The following is a 15,219-nucleotide window of genomic DNA, read 5'->3' on the forward strand; positions in this document are numbered from 1 at the left end:
TTTTTTATCGATGTTCATCGCCCACTGCGGCTTGCGTTGTCCCCGGGCAGTGCCACACTGAAGTCTCGAAAGGGAGCGACTGCCCATGAATCACCCTGACATTTCCAAACGCGATAATCTGCGGGTCTTTTACGACGGCCAGTGCCCGAGCTGTCGCAAGGACCGGCGAATTTTCGAACGCTTGGCCGGGCGGCGAGGCGACGATATCGCGTGGTGCGACGTCACCGAGTACGAGCAGACGCTCAACGCGCGCGGCATTGCACGCGACACCGCGCTGCGCTCGCTGCACATCGAGCTTGAAAACGGCCGTATCATCGAAGGGATCGACGCCTACCGGCTGTTGATGAAGCGTATTCCCTGGCTCGTGCCGGGGGCGTATATTATCGGCCTGCCCGGCATCAAGCAGGGGCTTCGCCGCTACTACGACCACTGGGTCGAAAAGCGCCTCAAGCGCCAGGGGCGCTGGTCATCATGATCGGCGGCCTTCACCCAATCGCTACGCCTTGACATGAGAGAAGGGCCTGAGAAAACGTGATGAACATGGGAAAACGCGCACGTGCCGTACTGGCGCTCGCCGTCGCCGCTTTATTGGCCGGCTGCGCAGGCCGCACGCCACCGCCGGCCACGCCGGCAACAGCGCCAGAAACGCCGCAAAGCACCAGCACGGGCTACACGACGATGCCTCGCTACGGCATGACCGATATCTACTGGGAGCCGCCGCTGGCCACCAGCCCCGAAGAGCGGGCGGCCTACTTCGTTAGCCGACTGTCGGATCCGCGCTTTGTCGCGCCGGGCAGCCACGGGCCCCGCTATGTCGCCGCCGAGAAGCTCGGCGAGATCGGTCTGCCGGCGGTGCCGCTGTTGCTGGCCCGCCTCGATACTCGAGACGATTTTGAGCTGATGCTCGCGCTTTACGCGCTGGAGCTCGCCACCCAGGACCCGCTCTTGATGGCCAGAACCCGCGGCGACACGATTACCCTTGATGGGGCGCTCGACCCAAACACCAACGCCGACAACGTGGCCACGGCTCGCCAGTGGCAGCAGCAGCACGCCGATGCGCTGGCGCTGCCCGCCACGTACTAACGCACTAAAACCGCGGGACGGCGCCCGCTTACATGGACGACACTTGAAGGAGCTTTCACATGGCCTTTGCGCTATCCACGATGCAAGTCACCAGCCCCGCTTTTTCTGATCACCAGCCGATACCCGCCCAGTACACCGGCGAGGGCGACGATGTCTCGCCGGCGCTTGCCTGGCAGGGCGCCCCGGAAGGCACGAAAGGCTTTGCAGTGATTTGCCATGACCCGGACGCGCCGCTGGTCAAAAACGGCGGCTACGGTTTCGTTCACTGGCTTTTATACAACCTGCCAGGCGATTTGTCCGAGCTTCCAGAGAGCGCTACCACCGGCACCGCCGGCAATAACGATTTCGATAAACCCGGCTACGCCGGCCCCATGCCGCCGGAAAATCATGGTAAACACCTCTATTACTTTTGGGTGCTGGCGCTGGATCAACAGACCTCGCTACCCGAGGGGCTGACGCTGTCGGAACTGCTCACCGAAATCGAGCCGCATCTTCTCGGTATGAACCGCCTGGTCGGTACCTACCAGCGCTAAGTGCTGGTGTGACGGGCGCAATGTGTGTAGGCTCCCTCGCTTTGTTTTCCCGCGATGGAGCCTTCGATGAGCGAGCTGCCCAACTGTCCCGCCTGCCATTCCGCCTATACCTACGATGATGGCCTGCAGTACGTCTGCCCGGAGTGCGGTAACGAGTGGTCCAAAACCGGTGAGGCAGAGGTACAGACTGAAAGCGTGGTACGCGACGCCAACGGCAACCCGCTCGTCGATGGCGATACCGTCACGGTCATCAAGGATCTGAAGCTCAAGGGGAGCTCCTCGGTGGTCAAGGTCGGCACCCGGGTCAAGAACATCCGCTTGGTCGACGGCGATCATGACATCGACTGCAAGGTCGACGGGATCGGCCCGATGAAGCTCAAGTCGCAGTTCGTCAAAAAAGCCTGACGTAATCGATACGGGGCCCGCCATTTGGCGGGCCTTTTTGCGTCGGTTCGATAGTACTTATAATAGTACTTACAAATGAGAATGATTGGCTTTTATGGTTCTATTGGCGGCGAACGTGCACGAAAACGCCGCTTTTCGTTGAATAGGCGAGTCCGGGGCTTCACATCATTTTCATACAGGACTAAAATGGTCCTCAATCGAAAGCGACCCCCATCGGGAGCCTCAATGCTAAAGCTTTCTCGGCTGACAGATTACGCAGCGGTGGTGATGGCCCAAATTGCCCGCCACCCGGAAACGCCGCACGCGGCGGCGGACCTGGCCGGCACCGTCAACCTGCCTCACCCCACGGTGAGCAAAACGCTCAAGATGCTGGCGAAGGCGGGGCTTTTGACGTCCCAGCGTGGCGCTCAGGGCGGCTACCGGCTTGCGCGCCCCGCCTCCCAAATTACCGCGGCGGACATCATTGCCGCCATCGAAGGGCCGGTGGCGATGACCGAGTGTAGCCATGCCGAAGGCGAGTGCGAGCTTGCGGGCAGCTGTGGCGTCTCCGACAACTGGCAGCGGGTGTCGATTGCGCTGCGCACGCTCCTCGAGAGCGTCACGCTTTCGCATCTGGCCGATACCTCACCGATCAAACTGCCTATTGCGCTACCTATTCAAACGATCAGCCTGTCGGCGGTGTCTGCTTAAGACACGCAAAGGCGTTAACTTTATGGACGGCGAGCAGGCTCGCCACCCAACGGCCTGGAGGGTACGACCATGGCAAGCGAAGAGATGGAACAGCTGGTTCGTCGCGAATACAAAGATGGCTTTGTGACCGACATCGAGAGCGACACGCTGCCACCTGGTTTGGACGAAAACACCATCGCCTTTATTTCCAACAAGAAAGGCGAGCCAGAGTGGATGCTCGAGTGGCGCCTGGACGCCTACCGTCAGTGGCTCAAAATGAAAGAGCCTTCCTGGGCGCACCTGGATTACCCGCCGATCGACTACCAGGCGATCTCGTATTTCAGCGCGCCCAAGCGCCCGGAAGACCGCCCGCAGAGTCTCGACGAAGTCGACCCCAAGCTTTTGGAAACCTACGAAAAGCTTGGCATTCCGCTGCACGAGCGAGCGGCCCTTGCCGGTGTGGCCGTGGACGCGGTGTTCGACTCGGTGTCGGTGGCGACCACGTTCAAAAAGCAGCTGGCCGAGGCGGGCGTGATCTTCTGCTCGATTTCGGAGGCGATCCGCGACTATCCGGAGCTGGTCAAACAGTACCTGGGCACCGTCGTACCCAAGGCGGATAACTACTTCGCCGCGCTCAACTCGGCGGTGTTCACCGACGGCTCCTTCGTGTTCGTGCCGGAAGGCGTGACCTGCCCGATGGAGCTCTCGACCTACTTCCGTATCAACGCCGCCAATACCGGCCAGTTCGAGCGCACCCTGATCGTCTGCGAAAGCCGGGCCACGGTGTCGTATCTCGAGGGCTGCACCGCGCCGATGCGCGACGAGAATCAGCTCCACGCCGCGGTGGTCGAACTCGTGGCGCTCGATGACGCCTACATCAAGTACTCCACCGTGCAGAACTGGTACCCGGGCGACGAGAACGGTGTCGGCGGTATCTACAACTTCGTCACCAAGCGCGGCGAGTGCCGCGGTGATCGCGCGCGCATTAGCTGGACCCAGGTCGAAACCGGCTCGGCGATCACCTGGAAATACCCCTCGTGCGTACTGCGCGGCAAGGACAGCATCGGCGAGTTTTACTCCGTTGCAGTCACCAACGGTCGCCAGCAGGCAGATACCGGCACCAAGATGATTCACGTGGGCGAGGGTACGCGCTCCTACATCGTCGCCAAGGGCATCTCCGCCGGGCGTAGCGATCAGTCCTACCGTGGACTCGTCAAGATCGGCCCCAGAGCCAAGGGCGCGCGTAATTTCACCCAGTGCGACTCACTGTTGATTGGCGATACCTGCGGGGCGCACACCTTCCCGTATCAGGAGATCGGCAACTCCACCGCGAAAATCGAACACGAAGCGACGACCTCGAAGATCGGCGAAGACCAGCTCTTCTACTGCCAGAGCCGGGGTATCAGTGAAGAGGACGCGGTGAGCATGATCGTCAACGGCTTCTGCAAGGACGTCTTCCAGGAGCTGCCGATGGAGTTCGCCGTCGAAGCCGAGGCGCTTTTGAACGTGACGCTGGAAGGCGCGGTCGGCTAAGCGCCGACGCCAGCATTTTTCGCCACTACCTGTTGTTTAAGCGTCGCACCTGCGACTCGCTGGATTTTGAAGGGTTATTACCATGTTGGAAGTTACCGATTTACACGTCACCGTCGAAGGCAACGAAATCCTCAAGGGCCTGACGCTGACCATCAACGCCGGCGAAGTTCACGCCATTATGGGCCCCAATGGCGCCGGCAAGTCGACTCTATCGGCGGTCATCGCCGGTAAGGATGGCTATGAAGTGACCCAGGGCAGCATCACGTTCGAAGGCAAGGACGTGCTGGAGATGGAAATCGAAGAGCGCGCCCAGGCGGGCCTGCTGCTCGGTTTCCAGTACCCGGTCGAGATTCCGGGGGTCAAGAACATCTATCTGCTGAAGTCGGCGCTCAATGCCCAGCGCGCTGCTCGCGGTGAAGGCGAAATGCCCGCGCCCGAGTTCATGAAGCTGGTTAAAGAGAAGCTTGGTTTCATGAAGATGGACGCAAGCTTTCTGCAGCGTGCGGTCAACGAAGGCTTCTCCGGCGGCGAGAAAAAGCGTAACGAGATCCTCCAGATGCTGGTACTTCAGCCGAAACTGGCGATGCTCGACGAGATCGACTCAGGACTCGACATCGACGCCATGAAAGTCGTGGCCGACGGCGTCAACAGCCTGCGCGCCGAGGATCGCGCCATTTTGCTGGTCACGCACTACCAGCGTCTTCTCGACTACATCGTGCCGGACAAGGTGCACGTGCTGGTCAATGGCCGCATCGTCAAGACCGGCGACGCCGAGCTTGCCAAATCCCTCGAGGCGAACGGATACGAAGGTATCGAGGAGTCCGTGGCATGAGCGATACCCAGACGTTTTTGGATACGCTAAAAACGCGCAGCGTCAACTACAGCGGCGAGCCGAGCTGGATCGCCGCCCGCCGCCAGGCGGGCGCGGCCCGCTTCGAGGCGATGGGCTTTCCCACCCGCCGCGACGAGGAGTGGAAGTACACCGACGTGCGCGCCATTGCTCAGGGCCACTTCAAACTTGCCGACGATGGCGAGTTCTCCCAGGCCCAGGCGGCAACGCTGACACTGCCGGTCGAAGCGTATCGCCTTTCCTTCGTCGACGGCGTTTTCGCACCGAAGCTTTCCGATATCGATGCGCTGCCCCAGGGCGTTCAGGTGCTGCCGCTCTCGAAAGCCCTGGAAGAGAACCACGAAGCGGTCGGCGGGCCGCTTGGTCGGCTGACCAGCGTCGACTTCTCGGCGTTCGCCGCGCTCAACACGGCATTCATGGAAGAGGGCGCGGTGGTACGCATCGCACCCAACACCGTGGTCGACAAGCCGATCGTTTTGCAGTTTCTCTCCCGCGAAGGTGAGGCGGTCATGTGCCACCCGCGCATTCTCGTCGAGGCGGGCGGTCGCAGTGAAGCGACGGTGATCGAGCACTACGCCGGCGAAGCGAATGCCGCCAACTTCACCAACGTGGTGGCGGAGCTGATGCTCGATCGCGGCGCGATCCTGACCCACTACAAGCTTCAGGAAGCGCCGATCGGCGATTTCCACGTGGCGAGCATTCACGTGGAGCAAAGCCGCGACAGCGTCTACACCTCGTATAACCTGAACCTTGGCGGGGCGCTTGCGCGTAACGACATCATCGCTGATCTCAACGGCGAAAACGCTTATACCAACCTGTACGGGCTGTTCTTTGGCCAGGGTCGCCAGCACGTGGACAACCACACCAAGGTGAACCACAACGCGCCGCTGACGTTCTCCAACGAGAACTACAAGGGCATTCTCGGTGACCGCGCTCACGGCGTGTTCAACGGCCGCGTTTACGTCAAGCGCGACAGCCAGAAGATCGAAGGCTTTCAGAGCAACCAGAACCTGCTGCTCTCGGACCGTGCCCACATCGATGCCAAACCGGAGCTCGAGATCTACGCCGACGACGTCAAGTGCTCTCACGGCACCACGACCGGCCAGCTCGACGAAGAGGCGGTCTATGCGCTGCGCACCCGCGGTATCGACGAGGCCACCGCACGCGGTTTGCTGACGCTGGCTTTCGCCGGTGAGGTGCTCGAGCAGGTTACGCTCGATGAGATCAGCGAGCGCGTCGAGCTCGCCGTGGCGGGCAAACTGCCCGAGCGCTTCAACCTGGCGGGGCTGGTCGAGATCGCCGCCGCCCTCAACGAGTAAGCGCTTAATCACCAAGGAGCGAGCCATGCCTGACACCGCCATTGATGTGCGTCCTGCCGTCCAGGCGCCTTTCGATTTGAAGGCGCTGCGCGATGAGTTTCCGATACTCGCTCGCGAGGTTCACGGAAAGCCCCTGGTGTATCTGGATAACGCGGCGACCAGCCAAACGCCTTCGCGCGTGATCGACGTGTTCAACCACTACTACACGCGTTACAACGCCAATATCCATCGCGGCCTGCATACGCTGGCCGACGAGGCGACGGCGGCGTTCGAAGGCACCCGTGCCCGGGTTCAGGCGTTTTTGAACGCCGAGGATTCGCGTCAGGTCATCTTTACCCGCGGCACCACCGAGGCGATCAACCTGGTGGCGCAGAGCTGGGGGCGCCAGAATCTGAGCGCCGGTGACGAGGTGCTGATCTCGATGCTGGAGCACCACTCCAACATCGTGCCCTGGCAGCTTCTGGCCGCCGAGCGTGGTTTTACCCTCAAGGTGATTCCGGTCGACGAGCGCGGCGCGCTCGATATCCGCGCTTACCGCGGGCTTCTGAACGAGCGCACCAAACTCGTGGCGGTGAACCACGTCTCCAACGCTCTGGGCACCATCAACCCCATCAAGGAGATGGCAAGGCTTGCCCACCAGCAGGGGGCGCTGATACTGGTCGACGGCGCCCAGGCCGCGCCGCACCAGAAGATCGACGTGCAGGATCTGGACGCCGACTTCTACGCCTTCTCCGGGCACAAGGTATACGGGCCGACCGGCGCGGGCGTGCTCTACGGCAAGAAGGCGCTGCTCGATTCGATGCCGCCCTGGCAGGGCGGCGGCGAGATGATCAAGACCGTCTCGTTCGAGCCCTCTGGCACGACCTTCGCCGAGACGCCGCACAAGTTCGAGGCGGGCACGCCGGCAATTGCCGAGGTGATCGCCATGGGCGAAGCGCTTGGCTGGGTCGAAAGCGTGGGGATCGAGGCGATCGGTCAGTGGGAAAGCGCGCTTTTGGCCCACGCCACCGAGCGGGTAAGCCAGATCGATGGGCTCAACATCATCGGTACCGCACCGAACAAGGCCGGGGTGCTGTCGTTCGTCGTCGACGGCGCCCATTCCCAGGATATCGGGCTTTTGATCGACCAGTTGGGCGTTGCCATTCGCACCGGCCACCACTGCGCGCAGCCGCTTTTACACCATTTCGGGGTCGAGGCGACGTGCCGCGCCTCCTTTGCGGCGTATAATACGCTCGAGGAGGTCGACACGTTCGTGGCGGCGCTCGAACGTGTCATTAAAATGGTGAGATAACGCCTATGGATATCGAGCAAATCGCAAGCCTGACCCGAGGCCAGAAATTGCCGCTGCAGCGTGATGTCGAGGCAATTGCCATTCCCTTTGGCACCACCCAGACGCTGGCCGAGGATAGCGAGGTCAGCGTCATGCAGGCCAAGGGCAGCACGGTCAGCGTGGGCTTCGAAGGGCGGCTCTACCTGATCGAGGGGCGCCACCTGGACGCGCTGGGGCTCGAGTCCCTGCCCACACCGACACTCGATGAGTCGGCCTCCGAGGCGGAGATCGAGGCGTTCGTCTGGGATCAGCTCAAAACCTGCTTCGACCCGGAGATTCCGGTCAACATCGTCGATCTGGGGCTGGTCTACGGCTGTCGCATCGACCGGCTGATCAGCGGCGAACGGATGGTGACCGTTCGCATGACGCTGACCGCCCCTGGCTGTGGTATGGGCGAGGTGATCGCCGCCGACGCGCGCAGCAAGATCCTCGGCGCGCCGCAGATCTCGAAGGTGCATACCGAGATCGTCTTCAGCCCGCCCTGGAGTCGGGACATGATGAGCGACGAGGCCAAGCTTGAGCTCGGCATGTTCTAAGGGCGGCCGGGGCGCTGCTGAATGGCTAGTTTCGTGAAACGCACGATCAAGTGGCTACTGATATCGCTGGCAGCGCTTTTGCTGCTGGCGGCATTCGTGTTTATAGCCGGCAACGTTTGGGTGTTGGCCAGCACCGCCCGCTATATCGACCGGCCCGTGGCCCAGTGCCGTACAAGTGACGTGGCGGTGGTATTCGGCACCTCGAACTGGACTCGCAGCGGGCTTCGAAACCCGCACTTCAACGCCCGCATGCGCACCTCCGCGGATTTGATCGCGCGCGAGCGCGTCAATCACCTGCTACTTTCCGGCGATAACCGCACCCAGGCCTATAACGAGCCGCGAGCCATGTGGCGCGACCTTCACCGCCGCGGTGTACCGTCCACGCAGATGACGCTGGATTTCGCCGGCTTCAGTACCTACGACACCTTGGCGCGGGCGAAGGACGTCTTCCAGCTCAATGAGGCGGTGCTGGTGACCCAAAGCTGGCATCTGCCGCGGGCGGTTTACATCGGCCGGTCGCTGGGGATGGAGGTGACGGGGTGCGTGGCGGAGCAGCGCCGGGCGGCGGGGGAGTGGCGCTTGCGGCTTCGCGAAGTCGCCGCCCGAGTGGCTACCCTGGGCGATCTTTATCTTTGGAGGCGCGCGCCCCACTTTCTCGGCCCGGCGGAGCCCATCGAGGTGGGCCCCGGCGAGGCGCAAGAGGCCGGCTACGTACCGCTGGTCTACCGGCTGCCGGTCGTACTCTCTTTAAAGGACGCCGCGCTGGAAGAGGGCGATGCAACGCTCGAGCGCCAGGCACCGAAGAAGCCCGCTCGGTAAACGTTCAAAAGCTCAGCGTTTGGCGCGCTGCTTTTGCAGGCTGTAGAGCTCGCGAATCAGCTCGCGACACGCTTTCATCGCGGCATCGATCACCGGTTCGATCGGCTCGGGCAGCGGGTGGGTGAAGAGCGTGGAGAGCGCCTGCATCAGCACCCGCTCCTGCTCCAGCAGCTCGTTGATCAGCACTTGGCTGTCGTTACCCACGAAGCTTTTTAGCCGACTCCAAAGCCACAGAAAGTCGTCGCGTTCGACGTCGGCATCGCGAGGCAGCATCTTGAGATGGGTGCGCGCAAGCGACTGTAGCTGGCGCATCTGTTTGAGCCTGGCGGCGTAGTACGGTTTGAGGCTGTCACGCAGCGAGGGACGCAGGCGTTCAAGGTTATCCTGGAAATAGTCAATACTGTCGGCCAGCGCTTCCAGCACGCTGTCCATCGCCACCTGGCGATTATCAAGAAACATGAGCGTCTACCTCCTTCGGTGACGCAAATTGTGGCGGGGGTGGCCGGGATTTGCCACCCCTTGAGCGGATTATTTTAGCGGTTTTACCTTAACCTTTAGGCTTGGGCGGGGCCTTGCGCGATGGGGCCGCGTTTTTCTCGATCTGCTCGATGATCAGCCCGGCGATGTCCTTGCCCGTCGCGGTTTCGATACCCTGAAGCCCGGGCGAGGAGTTGACCTCCATGATTACCGGGCCGTGGTTGGCGCGTAGAAGATCCACCCCTGCGACCTGAAGTCCCATCGCCTTGGCGGCGCGGATCGCCGTCGAGCGCTCCTCCGGCGTAATACGGATGACGCTGGCGGTACCGCCACGGTGCAAATTGGAGCGAAACTCGCCTTCGGCGGCCTGGCGCTTCATCGCCGCCACCACCTTGTCGCCGATCACGAAGCAGCGAATGTCGGCGCCCTTGGCCTCCTTGATGTACTCCTGCACCATGATGTTGGCCTTCATGCCCATGAACGCCTGCACCACCGACTCCGCGGCCTGGTTGGTCTCGGCGAGCACCACGCCGATTCCCTGGGTACCTTCGAGCAGCTTGATCACCAGCGGCGCGCCTTTCACCATGGTGATTAAATCGGGAATGTCATCCGGTGAATGGGCAAAGCCCGTGATCGGAAGCCCGAGCCCCTTGCGCGAGAGAAGCTGCAGCGAGCGCAGCTTGTCGCGCGAGCGGGTGATCGCCACCGAATCGTTGACCACGTAAGTACCCATCATCTCGAACTGGCGCAGTACCGCGCAGCCGTAGAAGGTGACCGAGGCGCCGATACGCGGAATGACCGCGTCGAAACGCTCGATCTCGGCGCCCTTGTAGTGAATCGACGGGTGGTGGGCGGCGATGCTCATGTAGCAGCGCAGGGTATCGACCACGCGAGCCGTATGGCCACGGGCCTCGGCGGCCTCGATGAGCCGGCGCGTCGAGTAGAGGTTGCGGTTACGCGAAAGCAGGGCAATATGCATACAGGGCTCCGGTTCGGATCACGATAAGAGGTGCAGGTTTAGGGTTCGCCGTGCAAAAAAGCGGCGCCCGGCGCGACCAGCAGGCGGCGCATGGCGCGACGACCCAGCAGCATCGGATGGCGCATATTGCTGCGGTCGGTGAGCGTTAGCTCGACGGGGAAATTGAGCTCGCCCAGTATCACTGGCGTGCGAATCACGTAGCGCCACTCGCTGTGGCCGTTGGAGCTGGTGACGCGGCGCCGGTCATGCAAATGGAGCGTATAGCGGTGCGAGGGCGTGGCGGGCCCGCCGCTATGGGTAACAAAGCTGATCCAGAGCTGGCCGTGTTCGTCCTCTTCGGTCGTGATCTCCTCGGCGTGAAGCGCCGAGGTGCGCGCGCCGGTATCGGCCTTGCAGCAAAGATGCAGGCCAAGTTCCGGCAGGGTCACCATTTCGCGACGCCCGATGACGGCTTTCGCCTGATAAGGTAGTTCCTTCACGATCACTCCTTGCGCGCCCGGGTCGAAGGCCCGGGCCGAATTCCAGATAAGGCCCGGGTATCGCTACGAAAACGGATTGGCTTCAACCACCGGCTTGATTAACGGCTGACTTTATTAACGACTGACTTTATTTATGACTGGTTTCATTAACGTTAGTGGCGCGGGGCCAACTTCGCCAGCCGCGATTGTACGGCGCTGCCCTCGGGGGCATCGCGCAGCGTCATGAGGACCAGAAGCCGCAGCCGCGGAACCAGCGCGATATCGCGCACCGCGGTGTTGAAGTCGGTGTCGTCGCGCGCCGCCAGGCGGTGCAGAAACAGCGGTAGCCGCTCGGCGTCTTCTAGCCACTCCCAGCCGCGCCCGGCGATCGCCGCCAGTACGTCCGGCCCGCACGCCGCTGAGTCCTCGAGCAGCGCCAGATACCAACGCCCTACGGCCGCGCTTTCACTGGCGCCCACCGCGCGTACGCAGGCGCACAGCGTTTCGATATCGCCTTCGCTTGCGGCAAGCTCGCCGCGCTCGATCAGTGCCATTACCAGCCGCTCGTCGAGCGCGCAGTGTTCCAAACACTGACAGAGTGGGCGAATCACATCGCGCTCAAACTGGTTTGCCGTAATCGAATCGGCCAGGCGTTGCTGGGTGAGCGCGTCGCTGCGCACAGTGTAGTCGGCAATACCCTGAAGGCCCAATGCCTGCCAGTCGATGGTCTGCTGACCGCTCAGGTAAGCCTCCACCGGCTCGAAGTGCTGGCTGGCGGGAAGATGCTGGTCGAAGGTGGCGCGAGCGTTGAGCATGGCCTGAAACGGCAGGCTCGGGGTGAAGGCCAGGGGGTTGTCCTGCATGAAGTGCTCACTGCTCGCCTCATTCTGACCAACGTTTGCCACGTTACGCCCCAGGGTTTCCACCAGGCGGTTCAAAAAGCCGTCGCGGGAAGCCGGCGACAGCATGCCCTGTTCGTCGAGGGCAAAGGCGAGAAACCAGATCGCGGGCTCGGCCATGTCGCCGATGCGAAACGCGACGGCCACGCGCGCCTGCCCCTGCCAGGGCATGGGCCAAGCCGTCTCACCGCGCTCGAAGGCGGCCAGCGTCTCTCGCGGGCACGGGGTGACGCGTCGGCCCATATGGTAAATGGCCACCTCGGCGCCGCTTCGCTTAAAGAACTCGTCCAGGGTATTCAGTGCTTGCATGTGATCCTTTCCTTTCGCGAACGGGCACTCTACCTTGAGCCGCTCCCGGTGTCAGCCGGAGTTTGCGCGCTGACGCCTCTTGATGATCAAAAATTGAACAACTTGACCCAGGGCCCATCGCCGTAAGCGTCTCGTCACCTTTCCATAGTTTATCCACAGCCTCTTGCAGGTTTTCTGTGAATCCGTGGATAACCGTAAAAGTGGCGGCAAAGCGATGCGCGCCCTCATGGCAACGCGGGCGCGAAAAGGCGATAATGGCACGTTCATGCACCGACTCCCCAGGAGCTTATGAGCGTACATCCATCGCTTCACCAGTCGCTGCGCGAGCTCGAAGCCGCGATGAAGGCGGCCGGCCTCTGGCGTATGCCCACCCCGGATGCCCCGGCGTTCGAGAGCCGTCAGCCATTTTGCGTCGATACCATGTCGCTGCCGCAGTGGCTGCGCTTCGTCTTCATCGCAAGACTCGACGCGCTGGTCGAGGCCAAGGCGCGAATGCCGGCAAAGTGCGAGGTCGCCCCGGCGGTCGCCGCCTATCTTCAGCAGGAGAAGGTGCGCGCAAGCGATCAACTGCTGGTCGTTCAGGCCGTCGAGCGCGTCGACAAGGTCGTGACCGAAGGCTAGAAATGCCGCTTACCTGTTAAGCACTGGCATGCCAAAAGCCCGGCGTCGAGCGTCGGGCTTTCTTTTTGCAAGCGTTTGAACGATCCATGGGCTAGAAGCGGTAGCCAATCCCCGCCATGACCACCACCGGGTCGATGTCGATACTGCCGGCCGCGCTTCCCGCCACGGTGGCGTCGCTTTCGATATCCAGGTACCAGGCCGCAGCGTTCAAGCTCCAGTGCTCGTCGATGATCAGATCGAGTCCAAGCTGTCCCGCCGCGCCCCAGCTGTCGTCCAGCGCCAGCCCCACGCCGTCGATATCTACTTCCTCGCTTGAAAAACGGGTGTAGTTGACCCCGGCGCCGACGTAAGGCTGAACCCGCGACTGGGTGCCGCCGAGCGGGTAGTACTGCAGTGTCAGCGTCGGTGGCAGGTGTTTGGTCGAGGCGATGTTGTCGCCGTTCAAGCGAACGTCGTGCTCGAAGGGGAGGGCGGCGAGCAGCTCGACGCCGAGCTTGTCGTGAAAACGGTAGCCGAGTGTAAAGGCGAAGCCCGACTTATCCTCGACATCGACACCAAGGTCGCCCAGCGCCGTATCGAGCGTGCCGTTATCACTTTTAGGGGCGACCTTGGCGACCCCGATGCGGGTGAAGAAATCGCCCTGGCCGTAGGCCAGCGCCGGGGTGCTGGTAATGAGGGCGGCCGCGGCGAACCCGGTGGCAGTGATAGTGGTAGTCCAGAGTCGACCCATGATGCTTCCCTCGTGATAGCGTGACGTTTGGCGCTGATAGCGTTGGTACAGCGTAACGCCAGCGGCAGAGGGCCTTTTTGATCTGGCTCAACGACTTAAGCGACGGGGTACAAAAAAGGCCACCCGAAGGTGGCCTTGCAAGCGTCTGGGCGACTAGCGTTCGATATGGCGATACTCGCCGGCATCGCGAGTGGCGCTACTAACCACCATGATCGCGATGAACGAGGCGATGAAGCCCGGGATGATCTCGTAGATGCCCGGCCCGCCCAGAAATTCGGCGTTGAAGCCCAGCGTGATCCAGAGCATCACGGTCACTGCACCCACCACCATACCGGCAATGGCACCGGCGCCGTTGGTGCGCGACCACATCAGCGACAGCAGAATCAGCGGACCGAAGGCCGCGCCGAAACCTGCCCAGGCGTTACTCACCAGCCCCAGTACCTGAGACTCCGGGTCGGAGGCGATGATCGCGGCAACGATCCCCACCAGCGCCACGCTCACTCGGCCCACGGTCACGGTCTCTTTCTCGGAGGCCTCCTTGCGCAAGAACAGCCGGTAGAAGTCTTCGGTCAGCGACGACGAGGCGACCAGCAGCTGGCTCGAAATGGTACTCATCACCGCCGCCAGCAGCGCCGCGTAGAGGAAGCCGGTGATCAGCGGGTGGAAGAGCAGGTCTGCGAGGATGATGAAGATCGTCTCCGGGTTTTCCACGTCCATGCCGTTACGGATGGCGTAGGCGCGCCCGAAGATACCCAGCGATACCGCACCGATCAGCGACACCGCCATCCAGCTCATGCCGATGTTGCGTGCGATCGGCACGTCCTTGAGGCTGCGAATGGCCATGAAGCGCACGATGATGTGCGGCTGACCGAAGTAACCAAGCCCCCAGGTGACTGCGGAGAGCCAGCCGATGAAGGTGAGCCCGTCCGTCCAGGAGAGCAGCGTCGGGTCGACCTCGTTGAGGGTTTGCGAGGCCTGAGTGAAGCCGCCGCCGCCTTCGCCGAACAGCACCACCGCCGGCATGATGATCAGCGCCAGCATCATGATACAGCCCTGCACGAAGTCCGTCAGGCTGACCGCAAGAAAGCCGCCGACCACGGTATAGACCAGCACCACGCCGAGCGTGATGATGATGCCGGTACCGTAGTCGCTGAACCCACCCAGGTTGATCACCCCGGCGAAAGCGCTCTCGAACAGCCGCCCACCGGCGACCAGGCCCGATGCGGTATAGACCGCGAAGAAGACCACGATGACGATTGCCGACACCGTGCGAAGCGACAGCGCCCGCGTCGGAAAGCGGTTGGCCAAAAACGCCGGAATGGTGATGGCGTTGCCGTAATGCACGGTCTGCTCACGCAGGCGCGGTGCCACCAACAGCCAGTTGAAAAACGCGCCCACGAACAGGCCGATACCGATCCAGGCCGAGCCCAGCCCCGAGACGAACATCGCCCCGGGCAGGCCCAACAGCAGCCAGCCGCTCATGTCCGAGGCGCCGGCGGAGAGCGCGGCTACTTTCGGACTCAAGGTTCGCCCGCCGAGCACGTAGTCCTCGGAGGTGGAGGTCGAGGTGCGCATGGCATAGAGGCCGATGCCCACCATGAGCGCAAAATAAGCGAAAAGACTGATCCACACGCCAATAGCCATGGAAGTTCCCCTTTGGATTTTAAGT

General features: G+C 62.2%; 18 protein-coding genes. 12 read left to right on the top strand and 6 right to left on the bottom strand.

Going from position 1 to position 15,219, the window contains the following annotated elements:
* The first annotated feature begins 85 nt into the window (after window positions 1-85).
* The 11 genes from OCT39_RS06250 to OCT39_RS06300 all read left to right on the top strand — a co-directional run bounded on the left by OCT39_RS06250 (window position 86) and on the right by OCT39_RS06300 (window position 9,077).
* The gene (locus tag OCT39_RS06250) at window positions 86-475 is read left to right on the top strand and encodes a thiol-disulfide oxidoreductase DCC family protein (RefSeq protein ID WP_263586801.1); all 390 of its coding nucleotides are present in this window, start codon (window positions 86-88) and stop codon (window positions 473-475) included.
* A 65-nt stretch (window positions 476-540) separates the two neighbouring features.
* Window positions 541-1,083 (top strand): hypothetical protein, encoded by a 543-nt coding sequence (locus OCT39_RS06255; protein ID WP_263586802.1) that lies wholly within the window; start codon window positions 541-543, stop codon window positions 1,081-1,083.
* A gap of 59 nt (window positions 1,084-1,142) precedes the next feature.
* A complete protein-coding gene (locus OCT39_RS06260; protein ID WP_263586803.1) occupies window positions 1,143-1,616 on the top strand; it encodes a YbhB/YbcL family Raf kinase inhibitor-like protein in 474 nt (157 codons plus the stop codon).
* Between the two features lie 66 nt (window positions 1,617-1,682).
* Window positions 1,683-2,021, top strand: coding sequence for a zinc ribbon domain-containing protein YjdM (locus OCT39_RS06265; protein WP_263586804.1), 339 nt, complete (start codon window positions 1,683-1,685; stop codon window positions 2,019-2,021).
* 225 nt (window positions 2,022-2,246) lie between these two features.
* On the top strand, window positions 2,247-2,711 hold the full coding sequence (locus tag OCT39_RS06270; RefSeq protein ID WP_263586805.1) for an SUF system Fe-S cluster assembly regulator: 465 nt from the start codon (window positions 2,247-2,249) through the stop codon (window positions 2,709-2,711).
* Window positions 2,712-2,780: 69 nt separating this feature from the next.
* Entirely contained in the window at window positions 2,781-4,223 is a 1,443-nt protein-coding gene (gene sufB, locus OCT39_RS06275) for a Fe-S cluster assembly protein SufB (RefSeq protein ID WP_263586806.1), read from the top strand.
* 82 nt (window positions 4,224-4,305) lie between these two features.
* Complete coding sequence (sufC, locus tag OCT39_RS06280; protein WP_263586807.1) at window positions 4,306-5,055, top strand: Fe-S cluster assembly ATPase SufC; 750 nt, start codon at window positions 4,306-4,308, stop codon at window positions 5,053-5,055.
* Window positions 5,052-6,392 (top strand): Fe-S cluster assembly protein SufD, encoded by a 1,341-nt coding sequence (gene sufD, locus OCT39_RS06285; RefSeq protein WP_263586808.1) that lies wholly within the window; start codon window positions 5,052-5,054, stop codon window positions 6,390-6,392. Before sufC ends, sufD begins: the two co-directional genes overlap by 4 nt.
* Before the next feature lie 25 nt (window positions 6,393-6,417).
* Entirely contained in the window at window positions 6,418-7,683 is a 1,266-nt protein-coding gene (locus tag OCT39_RS06290) for a cysteine desulfurase (RefSeq protein ID WP_263586809.1), read from the top strand.
* A 5-nt stretch (window positions 7,684-7,688) separates the two neighbouring features.
* Window positions 7,689-8,258: a putative Fe-S cluster assembly protein SufT gene (gene sufT, locus OCT39_RS06295; protein WP_263586810.1), complete on the top strand. Its 570-nt coding sequence runs from the start codon at window positions 7,689-7,691 to the stop codon at window positions 8,256-8,258.
* A 21-nt stretch (window positions 8,259-8,279) separates the two neighbouring features.
* The gene (locus OCT39_RS06300; RefSeq protein WP_263586811.1) at window positions 8,280-9,077 is read left to right on the top strand and encodes a vancomycin high temperature exclusion protein; all 798 of its coding nucleotides are present in this window, start codon (window positions 8,280-8,282) and stop codon (window positions 9,075-9,077) included.
* A gap of 12 nt (window positions 9,078-9,089) precedes the next feature.
* On the opposite strand, the gene OCT39_RS06305 is transcribed toward OCT39_RS06300, so the two are convergent.
* The 4 genes from OCT39_RS06305 to OCT39_RS06320 all read right to left on the bottom strand — a co-directional run bounded on the left by OCT39_RS06305 (window position 9,090) and on the right by OCT39_RS06320 (window position 12,199).
* On the bottom strand, window positions 9,090-9,536 hold the full coding sequence (locus tag OCT39_RS06305) for a hypothetical protein (protein WP_252109740.1): 447 nt from the start codon (window positions 9,534-9,536) through the stop codon (window positions 9,090-9,092).
* An 88-nt stretch (window positions 9,537-9,624) separates the two neighbouring features.
* Window positions 9,625-10,533, bottom strand: coding sequence for a 30S ribosomal protein S6--L-glutamate ligase (gene rimK / locus OCT39_RS06310; RefSeq protein ID WP_263586812.1), 909 nt, complete (start codon window positions 10,531-10,533; stop codon window positions 9,625-9,627).
* Window positions 10,534-10,571: 38 nt separating this feature from the next.
* Window positions 10,572-11,012, bottom strand: a complete 441-nt coding sequence (locus OCT39_RS06315) for an ATP-dependent zinc protease (RefSeq protein WP_263586813.1) — start codon at window positions 11,010-11,012, stop codon at window positions 10,572-10,574.
* A 152-nt stretch (window positions 11,013-11,164) separates the two neighbouring features.
* Window positions 11,165-12,199 carry a DUF3549 family protein gene (locus OCT39_RS06320; protein WP_263586814.1) on the bottom strand — a complete coding sequence of 345 codons (1,035 nt, stop codon included), beginning with the start codon at window positions 12,197-12,199 and terminating at the stop codon, window positions 11,165-11,167.
* Between the two features lie 288 nt (window positions 12,200-12,487).
* On the opposite strand from OCT39_RS06320, the gene OCT39_RS06325 reads away from it, so the two are divergent.
* The gene (locus OCT39_RS06325; protein ID WP_263586815.1) at window positions 12,488-12,820 is read left to right on the top strand and encodes a YqcC family protein; all 333 of its coding nucleotides are present in this window, start codon (window positions 12,488-12,490) and stop codon (window positions 12,818-12,820) included.
* Between the two features lie 91 nt (window positions 12,821-12,911).
* Here OCT39_RS06325 and OCT39_RS06330 read toward each other — a convergent pair whose 3' ends face one another.
* Both OCT39_RS06330 and putP read right to left on the bottom strand, forming a co-directional pair.
* Complete coding sequence (locus tag OCT39_RS06330; protein WP_263586816.1) at window positions 12,912-13,550, bottom strand: OmpW/AlkL family protein; 639 nt, start codon at window positions 13,548-13,550, stop codon at window positions 12,912-12,914.
* 153 nt (window positions 13,551-13,703) lie between these two features.
* Window positions 13,704-15,194, bottom strand: a complete 1,491-nt coding sequence (gene putP / locus OCT39_RS06335; protein WP_263586817.1) for a sodium/proline symporter PutP — start codon at window positions 15,192-15,194, stop codon at window positions 13,704-13,706.
* Window positions 15,195-15,219 lie beyond the last annotated feature (25 nt).

This window comes from Halomonas sp. GD1P12, assembly GCF_025725645.1.
In the GTDB taxonomy this organism is placed as follows: domain Bacteria; phylum Pseudomonadota; class Gammaproteobacteria; order Pseudomonadales; family Halomonadaceae; genus Vreelandella.

Coding starts and splice junctions, on each gene's coding strand:
- OCT39_RS06250 (WP_263586801.1), top strand. CDS start 86: ATGAATCACCCTGACATTTCCAAACGCGATAATCTGCGGGTCTTTTAC.
- OCT39_RS06255 (WP_263586802.1), top strand. CDS start 541: ATGGGAAAACGCGCACGTGCCGTACTGGCGCTCGCCGTCGCCGCTTTA.
- OCT39_RS06260 (WP_263586803.1), top strand. CDS start 1,143: ATGGCCTTTGCGCTATCCACGATGCAAGTCACCAGCCCCGCTTTTTCT.
- OCT39_RS06265 (WP_263586804.1), top strand. CDS start 1,683: ATGAGCGAGCTGCCCAACTGTCCCGCCTGCCATTCCGCCTATACCTAC.
- OCT39_RS06270 (WP_263586805.1), top strand. CDS start 2,247: ATGCTAAAGCTTTCTCGGCTGACAGATTACGCAGCGGTGGTGATGGCC.
- sufB (WP_263586806.1), top strand. CDS start 2,781: ATGGCAAGCGAAGAGATGGAACAGCTGGTTCGTCGCGAATACAAAGAT.
- sufC (WP_263586807.1), top strand. CDS start 4,306: ATGTTGGAAGTTACCGATTTACACGTCACCGTCGAAGGCAACGAAATC.
- sufD (WP_263586808.1), top strand. CDS start 5,052: ATGAGCGATACCCAGACGTTTTTGGATACGCTAAAAACGCGCAGCGTC.
- OCT39_RS06290 (WP_263586809.1), top strand. CDS start 6,418: ATGCCTGACACCGCCATTGATGTGCGTCCTGCCGTCCAGGCGCCTTTC.
- sufT (WP_263586810.1), top strand. CDS start 7,689: ATGGATATCGAGCAAATCGCAAGCCTGACCCGAGGCCAGAAATTGCCG.
- OCT39_RS06300 (WP_263586811.1), top strand. CDS start 8,280: ATGGCTAGTTTCGTGAAACGCACGATCAAGTGGCTACTGATATCGCTG.
- OCT39_RS06305 (WP_252109740.1), bottom strand. CDS start 9,536: ATGTTTCTTGATAATCGCCAGGTGGCGATGGACAGCGTGCTGGAAGCG.
- rimK (WP_263586812.1), bottom strand. CDS start 10,533: ATGCATATTGCCCTGCTTTCGCGTAACCGCAACCTCTACTCGACGCGC.
- OCT39_RS06320 (WP_263586814.1), bottom strand. CDS start 12,199: ATGCAAGCACTGAATACCCTGGACGAGTTCTTTAAGCGAAGCGGCGCC.
- OCT39_RS06325 (WP_263586815.1), top strand. CDS start 12,488: ATGAGCGTACATCCATCGCTTCACCAGTCGCTGCGCGAGCTCGAAGCC.
- OCT39_RS06330 (WP_263586816.1), bottom strand. CDS start 13,550: ATGGGTCGACTCTGGACTACCACTATCACTGCCACCGGGTTCGCCGCG.
- putP (WP_263586817.1), bottom strand. CDS start 15,194: ATGGCTATTGGCGTGTGGATCAGTCTTTTCGCTTATTTTGCGCTCATG.